The sequence below is a fragment of the Candidatus Cardinium hertigii genome, assembly GCF_003176915.1.
Taxonomy (GTDB): Bacteria; Bacteroidota; Bacteroidia; order Cytophagales; family Amoebophilaceae; genus Cardinium; species Cardinium hertigii_A.
In genome coordinates this window covers 292578-304513 of sequence record NZ_CP029619.1, presented here as the reverse complement: position 1 = coordinate 304513, position 11936 = coordinate 292578, and the positions used below count along the sequence as shown (strand labels likewise).

At 36.8% G+C, this 11936-nt stretch carries 7 protein-coding genes and 2 pseudogenes; all 9 read left to right on the top strand.

From position 1 onward, the window contains the following. Positions 1 to 117: 117 nt before the first annotated feature. The 9 genes and pseudogenes from DK880_RS01195 (at position 118) to DK880_RS05105 (ending at position 11903) form a co-directional block, all read left to right on the top strand. Positions 118 to 1074: a hypothetical protein gene (locus DK880_RS01195; RefSeq protein WP_109997021.1), complete on the top strand. Its 957-nt coding sequence runs from the start codon at positions 118 to 120 to the stop codon at positions 1072 to 1074. 65 nt (positions 1075 to 1139) lie between these two features. Continuing rightward, positions 1140 to 3032, top strand: a complete 1893-nt coding sequence (locus DK880_RS01190) for a RecQ family ATP-dependent DNA helicase (protein ID WP_109997020.1) — start codon at positions 1140 to 1142, stop codon at positions 3030 to 3032. Between the two features lie 382 nt (positions 3033 to 3414). Continuing rightward, complete coding sequence (miaA, locus tag DK880_RS01185; RefSeq protein WP_109997019.1) at positions 3415 to 4350, top strand: tRNA (adenosine(37)-N6)-dimethylallyltransferase MiaA; 936 nt, start codon at positions 3415 to 3417, stop codon at positions 4348 to 4350. 631 nt (positions 4351 to 4981) lie between these two features. Then, positions 4982 to 7138 carry a hypothetical protein gene (locus tag DK880_RS01180; RefSeq protein ID WP_109997018.1) on the top strand — a complete coding sequence of 719 codons (2157 nt, stop codon included), beginning with the start codon at positions 4982 to 4984 and terminating at the stop codon, positions 7136 to 7138. A 744-nt stretch (positions 7139 to 7882) separates the two neighbouring features. Further along, positions 7883 to 8151: pseudogene (locus DK880_RS05375) on the top strand (transposase); the annotation flags it as partial. Continuing rightward, the gene (locus DK880_RS05515) at positions 8128 to 8484 is read left to right on the top strand and encodes a tRNA dimethylallyltransferase (RefSeq protein WP_239302546.1); all 357 of its coding nucleotides are present in this window, start codon (positions 8128 to 8130) and stop codon (positions 8482 to 8484) included. The pseudogene DK880_RS05375 and the gene DK880_RS05515, both read left to right, overlap by 24 nt. A gap of 397 nt (positions 8485 to 8881) precedes the next feature. Further along, positions 8882 to 10000 (top strand): hypothetical protein, encoded by a 1119-nt coding sequence (locus DK880_RS01170; protein ID WP_109997017.1) that lies wholly within the window; start codon positions 8882 to 8884, stop codon positions 9998 to 10000. Positions 10001 to 10303: 303 nt separating this feature from the next. Then, positions 10304 to 10785, top strand: a pseudogene (locus DK880_RS05670) (tRNA (adenosine(37)-N6)-dimethylallyltransferase). A gap of 98 nt (positions 10786 to 10883) precedes the next feature. Further along, complete coding sequence (locus DK880_RS05105; protein ID WP_162534086.1) at positions 10884 to 11903, top strand: hypothetical protein; 1020 nt, start codon at positions 10884 to 10886, stop codon at positions 11901 to 11903. Positions 11904 to 11936: the final 33 nt, after the last annotated feature.

The following is an 11936-nucleotide window of genomic DNA, read 5'->3' as shown; positions in this document are numbered from 1 at the left end:
TTAGTTTATGCTTACTATTCTATTTTGTTTTTATGTTTCTGCATAAGGGAAATATATGCAGGAAGCATAGGGTTTTCAACAGTAGCTCTGTTGTTTTCATAATCTGTTTTTTTTAATATGCCTATAAAAAAGTATTTCTTAAATGGTTGTTTGCTAACTTTCTTCTTTGTAGTCTACGCTGGTAATTGCAACGATGCAAATTTAAAATGCTCAAATGTAGAAGAAGAAAGAGATTACTATACGTACAACCCCTATGTGTTACCCAATTATACCCTAGAAGAATTTCATACGTTAATTGAGGCAAAGTCATTTCATACCTCCATCCAGAAATTAAAAAATAGGGCTTCGCAATGGCATACAACAGGTACAGAGCCAGACCCCTATGAAATCTGGAAGCATTACAGAGAAGAAAGAGAAAGCAATTCCCCTGCACTTAAAGAAGAACGTGCTATACAGAATTTTTTTGATTGCTGGGGTAATTTTATTCAAAATCCAACCGATTCAAACGAAAAAAAAGTTATAGAGGCAAAACAAAAATTAGAAGCTGATCCAAAAGTAAAGGAGCGTTTTGAGAAAGCTGCTGCCATTTATTTACAACCTGAAAAATTTATATTGACCAAAGCGGAAGTAGACTACTATCGTTACCTGCGCTTTATGCTGGATAAACCAGCTAATACCTTAGATAGGCTATTGGATTGCCTAGAGAAGGTACACGAAGTCTTAAAGATATGGGAAAAAAAGAACCCCATGGGTGTTGCGCTATGGCAAAAAGTTTGTAGCCAATGTGCTGATGAATTGAAAGAATGTAAATATTTTCAATATGATGAAAATAAAAATGCTATTGCAAAGGGCTTAACACTTATAGATGGGTTAGCTAAGGATCCTTATGGTATGAGCTGGCATGCATTAGGAAAGGAATTGCCGCATGCTCTTTGGCTATTGGGTGAAATTTTAGATGTTTTAGAGAATAAAATAAGCCTACCACTAAAAAAAGATGCGATACAAACATTCAAAACCTATTGTAAAATTATTCAGCGGTCTGCTATGTTAGAGGTTATAGTCCCAGATCTTTAAGTAAGTAAGGCTAATCCGTAAAGGGGTCCTCCTTTAGCTGGTTAATCGTGGTATACGCTGCAGCCATGGAACGGATCCATATTTTATTACAGAAGCATTGGGGGTATACTACCTTTAGGCCACTGCAAAAAGAGATCATCCAAGGTATCTTGGATGGGAGGGATTTGTTTGTATTATTGCCTACAGGCAGTGGGAAATCACTCTGCTTTCAGCTACCAGCCTTATGCCATAAAGGTTTAACGCTTGTGGTTACGCCGCTTATTGCACTTATGAAAGATCAGGTAGCACAGCTAACGCAAAGAGGTATTTATGCAGAGGCTATTTTTTCAGGCATGTCTAACGCGGAAATAGAGCGTAGGTTAGATAACTGTCTATATGGCCCTGTTAAGCTGCTGTATGTTTCACCGGAGCGATTGCACACGGATCTCTTTAAGTTGCGTGCGGCTGCTCTGTCCATTGTTACGTTAGTAATAGATGAGGCGCACTGCATTTCGCAGTGGGGCTATGATTTTAGGCCTTCGTACCTAGAGATCGCGCATTTTAAGCAAACCATTCCTGCGGCTAATACGGTTGCCTTTACAGCTACTGCTACTAAAAATGTACAATTAGATATCCAGAAGCATCTCCAACTTACAGATCCGCTCTGCTTTATACAGACTTTTCATAGATCCAATTTAATTTATTGGGTGACTCAAACAGATCATAAGTTAGCAAAATTACTTCAAGCACTCCAGCATACGACTGGTCCTGCTATCGTATATGTCCACACCCGTAAAAAAACGCAAAAGGTAGCTGATTTTTTATATAAAAATGGCATTACTGCTGCCTATTACCATGCTGGTTTGAATATGACAGAGCGAACGAGCAAGCAGGAAGCATGGGCAGCAAATAAAACCAGAGTAATGGTTGCAACAGCTGCTTTTGGTATGGGTATTGATAAGGCCGATGTCTCTCTTGTAATGCATATGGATTTACCTACCTCATTAGAAGCTTATTGCCAAGAAACGGGTAGAGCAGGCCGTAATAATAGGCCTGCATATGCTATTCTTCTGTATGATTTACAAGATATTATTACTTTAAGGCAAAGATGGAAAGAAAGTTATCCAACAGCTGACCAGATTAGAAAAGTGTACCAGCATTTGGTAAATTATTATGCAATAGCAGTAGGCTCTCATGCTTTTATAACTTATGATTTTGATTTAGAAGACTTTAAAAAAAGTATAGGCCTAGACACAAAATTAGCTTACTATGGATTAAAAGTATTAGAATCAGAAGGATTTATTCAGCTAAACGAGGCCTATTATCAGCCATCCAAGCTGTATTGTCCGCTGTCCAGAAAAGAATTATATGCTTTTCAACTTTTACATCTTTCCTATGATTTATTGATTAAAGGCCTTTTGAGGCTTTATGGTGGTAACTTGTTTACTCCTTATTGTACAATATCTGAGAAAAAAATAGCTCAATGCATCCAGTTTACAGAACGGCAAGTGGAAAAGCAGCTATATAGCTTACATCAGCTAAAGGTCATTGAATATTTTCCACAGAAAAACCAGCCACAGATTACCTTTTTAACACCACGTTATCCTGTATTGCCGTTGAACATAATGCGCATTGAACAAAAAAATAAAACAGCTTATAAGCAAATAGAAGCAGTTGTTCAATATATTACTAATAACTGTTGTTGCCGATTAAGTACACTATTAGATTATTTTGAAGAAGAATCCATTATTTGTCACCAATGTGATGTTTGTAAAGGGAATAGCAAGGCAAAAGAAACAGCAAAAGGGAAAGACTATATTATAGAACTTATTACGCAAGGCAAGCAAGATATTAAAGCGCTACTTGCAGCTGTTCCCATTGAAAAGGAAAAAGAATACATAGCATTAATCCGTACTATGCTGGATCAAAGGGAATTATGCTACCAAAGTCCTGGTAGGCTACAAATTGTTCCTAAGTGACATTCCTTCTTTCCTTTATAAGGTAGGAAAATCATTATTAAATAAACCATTTTTGCTTATATCTTTAGTTGTTTTTAGATGTAATTAATTGGGGTTCATCTTTTTTGTACTTTATTTTTACTTTTCGTTTGCAATGTATGCTTATATTTTAAATTTTTATATTTGGCTTTTGGATTGCTTAATGGTTTAAATGTTTTATTTTCCTGAAAGTTAAGATTGCCTGTTAGATAAGTAACTTTGGTCTGTTTTATATTTGTATTTCTTCTGTAGGAGATTTAGGTTTATAGCATACACTATCCATGCATTTGAGCGTATTTGTGGCATAGCATTTTCTTGTTGCTGCATAAGGTTATCCGTTTACATTTATTTCTTGTTTAATTTTATGTCGTTCTATCGATCTAAATACCTTATTACAATAGTAGGCCCCACTGCCATCGGTAAAACAGCCATAGCTATTAAGCTAGCGCAATATTTCCAAACTGAGATCCTATCAGTAGATGCTAGACAGTTTTATCAGGGTATGGCTATTGGGACGGCACAACCTACCCTAGCAGAACAAGAGGGCGTTCCACATCATTTCTTAGCTTTCTTGCCTGTTACCGCAAACTATTCAGCGGGACAATTCGGTGGGGAAGCGCGCGACTGCTTATATGACCTATTGTTGCATCATTCTGTTGTTATTGCAGTAGGTGGGTCCGGACTTTATATGCAAGCGCTTTGCGAAGGATTAATAGAGATGCCTTCTATTGCCCCTAGCATACGATCCATGCTCCAAACCACGCTTGAAAAAAAAGGATTGCCCTATTTAACAGCATGGCTGGCCAAAGAAGATCCCATGTATCATAATACTATAATAGATCCTAAGAACCCTCGAAGAATCATAAGGGCGCTAGAGGTTTGTCTAGAGACAGGCATGTCTTATACTTTTTGGCGTCAGCAAAAAGCTAATAAGGAGCCGCTTCAAGCTAAAGGCATACATCTTATTAAGATAGGCTTAACCCAGGAAAAAGAACCATTGTATCAAAAGATAGATGCTCGAGTTGAAGCAATGATGGAGGCAGGATTGGTAGAAGAAGTGGAGAAACTCTATCCCTACCAAGCAAGTAATGCGTTACAAACCATAGGCTATAGGGAATTATTTAACTATTTAAATAAGCAGCATAGCTTAAGAGAGGCTGCAGCCCAAATAAAGCACAACACCAAACAATACGCTAAGAAGCAGATGACCTGGTTTAAAAAAGATAAGGCGATCGTTTGGTTTGCTCCCCATGATTTTAAACAAATAAAAGCTTGCTTATGTCAGCAGATGCATAGGTAACGTTTATAATCCGTACACTTGTACAAGCGTAACGAGCGGCCGTAATGGATAATTACAGAATCCAATGGGGGCTCTGTCCCTTTAACTGTGTAAATTATTTTTTAGGTTTTTAAATTATTTTCCAATTTGATTAAAAAATATGCCATGGCCTCCTTCCAAAGGGACAAGTTTACAACTTTTGGGATCGATCTAAAATAAATGTTTAAAGCGTACAAAGCGCCGGAGTAATTGCAACCACCATTTCCCTAATTTGATCTGATCAGAAAAGAAAATGCCAGAAATAAAGGCTGTATTTTACAGAAGATAGGAACTAGCGTGCTTCGTTAAGATTAACTATGTTAGATAGTAGTTTCAGATATAACTAAAAGTTTTAGAAACGTTATTTGTAGCTAGCACATAACGCTGGAAAGAGTGATCTTCTGCTAGCTAGATGCTAAAGTGTGCAAAACATTTATTATAGAAATAGTGTATAAGCACTGCACTTAGTGCAAAGCTTATAGATTATATGTAGCTTTATATGCTAGAAGCGTAAAGAAAATGATAAGTTAATGACTATTGCAGAAATTGTGTCACAATGTGCGTAAAATAAATTTTAAGGAAACAACCTATTGTTTTAAACTATTGATTCAGTATGAAAAATAAAAAAAATAGGATCTTATATTTCTTGTTGTACTATTTTATAATAGTGGTATCCATTGGCTGTAACAGAATAGCTGGCAACTTAGGCATAAACAAATTTGATATGTTGCCGCCATCATCAGAAGAAGCAGCAAGGCTCTTTGAAAAAGTGAAGAAGGAATCGTTAATTATAATCTGTACCTATGGAGACTTGGAAGATATAAAAAAGATATTAAACAAAAACATGCTGAGTGATAATAGTTGTAAGAAGGATATAGATGTAGCTTTATTGAATAATCTATATATATTCCAAGAAAAGAAAGGAGGCAACTACACCTATAACAAATCCCTTGCTACTTGGATAGAAAAAAACAGACAAATAAAAGTATATAAAAGGAATCCTACAGAGAAAGCTATTTATTACTATCCATATGAGCTTAAAGACAAGGTCTATTATAAATTAGAGTTCTATGAGGAGGGTGTACGTGCTAATTGGAAAACGTATACCAAAGCATGCGCAAGTTTAGTTTCTTATCATCAACAGAAAGGAGTTTCAAAAGCTGATTTGGAGGAATCATTTCTGTCTTTAGTTAAACTGGCTAAAGAAGGCACTAAATTTGCTCGATTATTTCTTGATTATACTAAAGCTATAAAATCTATAGAGGAACCTATATTGACTGAAATTATTAACAATGATTACTTTCAAAAATCAATAGTATTGTCCCAACATTTAACTATTTTTTTTATTCAAATTGGTGAGATGGAACATGCTAAAAATTTTTCAGTTATTACAGAAAAATTACTTAATGGTGTTAAAAAGAATGCACTTCCATGTCATAACTTTGATCAAGCATGTAATCTAGAAGCATGTATTTCGCACCATAATTGGAATTATGGATTAATTATGTTACATGAACACTCTTATAAAGAGGCTGAAAAGTATTTTATAAAAGTATATAATATGAATAAAAATGATGCAGAATGTATAAAAACTTTATTTAGTGTCTATTGTAAGTTAGATGCTCGCAAAGCTTGGGCATGGTGTGATGCACATCCAGATGTTTTTCGTTGTGCAAAGATCCTGAGAAACATAGCGGAAAATACAAAACTTCCTTCGTGTGAAGAAGTTAAGGAGTTTTCTTATACGGACATGACATCCATAATAATGACAGCATTACTGTATACTGATAATGAAAAACAGGAAGCGGATTATAAAGATCTTATAAAGACTAAAATACTCGCTGATAAACGCGAGTTTCGTAAACTCCCTGATGAGATACAAATAAAAATAAAATTGGCGGATGCGTATAGCAATATTTACGATAAAAATTTGAAAGAGCATTTAAAAAAGCTTTCTAGTGTAGGTCGGGTTGATTTGTTATATCGTACATCAATCATATATGCTAATTCAGGTCATTATAACGAAGCTCTAGAATGCATAAAGATTGCTATGCAAGATGATCTTTCCAATCGCCTACTTTTAGATCAAAAAGAAATATTAGAAAATAGCTTAATAGCACCTACACAAAAAGCCTTGGAAAGCACATCGATAACACATGAAACAACAGCACAGTTACCAACGCAACCTGCGATAATAAGGAATAAACAAAAATCTAAGAAGGAAAACACAGAATCAGATGTCCCTTTATCTACTGAAGAAGCATTTGCAACCAATGATTCTCAAAAAATTCATCAGTATTTTCAAAAAATTAAACGGGAGATTTCCAAACAAGAAGTTTTAAATCCATTGGAGTCTAGTAATAGTAATGCACATAAAATTGGCTGGCTCATTGATGATAAAAAGACTCCCATTCAATATGCTCAAGCAATAAGGATAGGATATACTTTATTTGCAGCTATACATCCTAATTTAGAAGAAGAACTTAAAAATAATAATTCCTTAGGAAGATGGAAGGGAGTTTTAAACAAGGGATACGTTAATGCAAAAAAAGGAGATATAGGGATAAAAGGTCTAGGTAACAAAATCTATGAAGCAAAGGATCTATCAGCAGTTACAGAAGGTATTAGACTGATTGCATCAAAGGAATACATAAATGAGTCAAGGAATAAATTAATGCTGTTTGATAAAATTCTTAACCATAATGAAGTACCACGTTATCTAGTAAAATGTTCATTTGAAGAAATACCATGCCCTAACTACTATGAATGAATACCTTACTTTTTAAATAGGGCTCGCTTCTCCATAGGCTTCTTGTGAAAAAGTTGAAGGGTAATTTAGACTTCAAGCTAAAAATCAGAACGAACCAGCCTGTATCAAATAAGCTGATCTGCTAGTATTTCAGATCTCTTTTTTAGGAACTACTCTTTCCAAGGGCGCTTTTTTTTTTGTATCTTAAATCCTTCGAAAAAATAGGTTGTTTTTCTCATTTAACGATCAATCTTGATTCCCGAACTATATGGTTCCGAATGTATATATAGTTAAATACTATCAGTAGGCGATATAGTTTTGGTTACCGGTCTCTCCATCAAGTAAGTTAAGCACCTAAGCCAACCTGATTAAATTCTATAAAAAGAGGTGCTCTTGCACTGAGCCTTGCGTTTATTATCTGTCATTTTAGTTATGTATTGATTTTGATAACAGCTATTACTATAACTGGAGATGGCAGTGTAGTAAAAGGCTATTTAAGCCTTTTGCTGTATGACCAGTGGGCATTGTTATGGCAAAAGATTGTGCATCACAAAACACATTGTGTAGGTTATTAGGAAAAAGACTGGCAGGTAAGATTCGAAAATATCCTAATTTAAAGTTTTATATTGATAATAGCGTAATACAAGGTGTCCGTGTTATAGCTTTAATAAATTAGATTGATCCAGTGAAGGATAATGCATAAGTAAGCGTTCCCTGTTGTGTGTTGCAGAAGCAGCTGTGGTGTTTTTTTTTAAATGCGCTGCTGTAGAAAGTAAAGAGGGTTTAGTTTTAGCAGTCAGTACCACAAAAGCATCTAATCATGATAGTACGCATTTACAAGTTTTGTTGAATAAAGTAACGCTAAAAACAGGTAGTAGGTTATATGCAGATAAGGCCTATAGCGGATTACCTAATGAAACTCTACTAAAGAAAAAAAGTTAAAATCAGGTATGCAGAAGAAAGCCACTAGAAATAATTCCTTATCACCTACTGCTAATTGGTTTAATAAATTGGTAGCTAAGACTCGGTATAAGGAACCATCTAAAAACACAGGCTTTCACCTTATTAAGATAGGCTTAACCCAGGAAAAAGAACCATTGTATCAAAAGATAGATGCTCGAGTTAAAGCAATGATGGAGGCAGGATTGGTAGAAGAAGTGGAGAAACTCTATCCCTACCAAGCAAGTAATGCGTTACAAACCATAGGCTATAGGGAATTATTTAACTATTTAAATAAGCAGCATAGCTTAAGAGAGGCTGCAGCCCAAATAAAGCACAACACCAAACAATACGCTAAGAAGCAGATGACCTGGTTTAAAAAGATAAGGCGATCGTTTGGTTTGCACCCCATGATTTTAAGCAAATAAAAGCTTGCTTATGTCAGCAGATGCATAGGTAACGTTTATAATCCGTACACTTGTACAAGCGTAACGAGCGGCCGTAATGGATAATTACAGAATCCAATGGGGGCTCTGTCCCTTTAACTGTGTAAATTATTTTTTAGGTTTTTAAATTATTTTCCAATTTGATTAAAAAATATGCCATGGCCTCCTTCCAATTTTGAATAGATATGGTCCATTGTCATTAGGTTGTAATAGCATTTTTCCTTAAACTTCTTGGAGTATATTAAATAAATCTCTAGAATAATAGTAGTAGGGTTTTCTTTGTATTGTGTATAGCAAAATTTATTATATTATATATATATATAAAGAATAGAGAGGGCATAAATTGTAAAATCATTACGCTCATAATGTAGTTAAACACATGCAAAATTTAAATTTTTTAAAAAGTATTACACACTTATTGCTTTTTTCCATAACAATACTAGCGGGGGATTGTGATCTAGGAGAAAAGAAGCAAGAAAGACTTATAAAAGCGAAGATATCTAGAAGGGCATTTAGAGAGACAGAAGCAGCAGCGGAAGAAGCAAGACGCAGAGGAGTTAAAATGGGAGAAGCAATAAGACGTCAAGCAGAAAACTTCGCAGAAGAAGTAAGACGTAAAAGAGCAGCAGCAGAAATAGCAGCAAGGCGTAGCAGAGAGGCAGCAGCAGAGGCAGAAGTAAGACGTAAAAGAGAAGCAACAGCAGTATTAGCAGCATTAGAAGTAGAGGCAGCAGCAAAGGCAGAGGCAAAACGTAGAAGAAAAGTAACAGAAATAGCAGCAAAGCGTAGAAGAGAGGCAAGAGAGGCAGCAGCAGCGGAAGAAGCGGAAGAAGCAAGACATAGAAGGGAGGCAGCAGCAGCGGAAGAAGCAAGACGTAGAAGAGAAGCAGCAGCAGCGGAAGAAGCAAGACATAGAAGAGAGGCAGCAGCAGCGGAAGAAGCAAGACATAGAAGAGAGGCAGCAGCAGCGGAAGAAGCATCCCAAATAGGATGGTTTGTAGTAGTTGTAAGAGAAGGGGAAGAAGAAATAAGAAGACAAGATGATATAGAAGCAACAGAGGCAGCGGAAGAAGCAAGAGCAATACGAATTATAGAAGCATTAGAAACAGAGACAGCAGCAGCGGCAGTAGCAAGACGTAGAAGAGAAGCAGCAGAAATAGCAGCAAGGGTTAGTGAGACAAAGGCAGAAGAAATTCTTTGTGCAGCAGAAGCAGCAGCAAAAAAAGAACAAACAGAATGTGCGATATGCTTAGACCAAATGGATACGGAAGGCCAAGCTTTGCAACGAAGGATATATTTACCGATTAAGTCCGAAAATGTTTGTGCACATGCTTTTCATTTGGGTTGTCTGTACGAAACAATAATAACAGCATCACGCACAAGAACAGTACCTAATGACTTATACGATTGCTCTTGCGCTGAGTGTAGAACACCTATTCCCAGTGAGAATATGGAGGCTATTATCTGTATCTATAGGAAATATGGTGGTAGCTTCTAGGCGTTTTTACTTTCCCAGTAAAAATGTGTCCTTCATTGCTCCAATTTTTCCCTGAATCATTATTTTCCATATTTTTAACAGTTTTATAGCGTTGCATTATTTTTAAAAATTTCCTCATTTAACTTAGTTAGCATATTACCTGGACCTAGTTCTTTAAATATACGGTAAGAGAAAAGGTTAGTAAAACATCCAAGGATTAATGGAGATGCCTTCTATTGCCCCTAGCATACGATCCATGCTCCAAACCACGCTTGAAAAAAAAGATTGCCCTATTTAACAGCATGGCTGGCCAAAGAAGATCCCATGTATCATAATACTATAATAGATCCTAAGAACCCTCGGAGAATCATAAGGGCGCTAGAGGTTTGTTTAGAGACAGGCATGTCTTATACCTTCTGGCGTCAGCAAAAAGTTAATAAGGAGCCGCTTCAAAATAAAGACATCCATCTTATTAAGATAGGCTTAACCCAGGAAAAGAACCATTGTATCAAAAGATGGATGCTCGAGTTGAAGCAATGATGGAGGCGGGATTGGTAGAAGAAGTGGAGAAACTCTATCCCTACCAAGCAAGTAATGCGTTACAAACCATAGGCTATAGGGAATTATTTAACTATTTAAATAAGCAGCATAGCTTAAGAGAGGCTGCAGCTCAAATAAAGCATAACACCAAACAATACGCTAAGAAGCAGATGACCTGGTTTAAAAAAGATAAGGCGATCGTTTGGTTTGCACCCCATGATTTTAAGCAAATAAAAGCTTACTTATGTCAGCAGATGCATAGGTAACGTTTATAATTCGTATATTGTACAAACGTAACGAGCGGCTGTAAGAATAGAGGGGGCGTAAATTGTAAAATCATTACGCTCATAATGTAGTTAAACACATGCAAAATTTAAATTTTTTAAAAAGTATTACACACTTATTGCTTTTTTCCATAACAATACTAGCGGGGGATTGTGATCTAGGAGAAAAGGAGCAAGAAAGACTTATGAGAGCGAAGATATCTAGAGGGGCATTTAGAGAAGCAGCAGGGGCAGAAGTAAGACGTAGAAGAGAGTCACCATCAGAGGCAGCAGCAGAGTCACCATCAGAGGCAGCAGCAGAGTCACCATCAGAGGCAGCAGCAGCAGAGTCACCATCAGAGGCAGCAGAGTCACCATCAGAGGCAGCAGCAGCAGAGTCACCATCAGAGGCAGCAGCAGCAGAGGCAGCAGCAGCAGAGGCAGCATCAGAGGCAGCAGCAGCAGAGGCAGCAGCAGAGGCAGCAGCAGCAGAGGCAGCATCAGAGGCAGAAGTAAGACGTAGAAGAGCGGCAGAAGTAAGACGTAGAAGAGAGGCAGCAGCAAGACATAGAAGAGAGGTAGCAATAAGACATCTATTAACAGGGATAGAAGCAATAGAAACAGAGGAAGCAATGGGGAGAATAATACGTCGATTAGCAGAGATAGAAGCAGAGATAAAAGCAGAGGAAGCAGCAGAGGCAGAAGTAAGACGTAGAAGAGCGGCAGAAGTAAGACGTAGAAGAGAGACAGTAGCAAGACGTAGAAGAGAAGCAGCAGAAATAGCAGCAAGGGTTAGTGAGACAAAGGCAGAAGAAATTCTTTGTGCAGCAGAAGCAGCAGCAAAAAAAGAACAAACAGAATGTGCGATATGCTTAGACCAAATGGATACGGAAGGCCAAACTTTGAAACGAAGGATATATTTACCGATTAAGTCCGAAAATGTTTGTGCGCATGCTTTTCATTTGGGTTGTCTGTACGAATTAATAATAAGAGCATCACGCACAAGAACAGTACCTAATGACCTATACGATTGCTTTTGCGCTGTATGTAGAACACCTATTCCCAGTGAGAATATGGAGGCTATTATCTGTATCTATAGGAAATATGGTGGTAGCTTCTAAGCGTTTTTACTTTCCCAGTAAAAATGTGTCCGT

What these genes read in the sequence shown, in the direction of transcription:
- DK880_RS01195 (WP_109997021.1), top strand. Translation starts at nt 118, where the DNA reads ATGCCTATAAAAAAGTATTTCTTAAATGGTTGTTTGCTAACTTTCTTC.
- DK880_RS01190 (WP_109997020.1), top strand. Translation starts at nt 1,140, where the DNA reads ATGGAACGGATCCATATTTTATTACAGAAGCATTGGGGGTATACTACC.
- miaA (WP_109997019.1), top strand. Translation starts at nt 3,415, where the DNA reads ATGTCGTTCTATCGATCTAAATACCTTATTACAATAGTAGGCCCCACT.
- DK880_RS01180 (WP_109997018.1), top strand. Translation starts at nt 4,982, where the DNA reads ATGAAAAATAAAAAAAATAGGATCTTATATTTCTTGTTGTACTATTTT.
- DK880_RS01170 (WP_109997017.1), top strand. Translation starts at nt 8,882, where the DNA reads ATGCAAAATTTAAATTTTTTAAAAAGTATTACACACTTATTGCTTTTT.
- DK880_RS05105 (WP_162534086.1), top strand. Translation starts at nt 10,884, where the DNA reads ATGCAAAATTTAAATTTTTTAAAAAGTATTACACACTTATTGCTTTTT.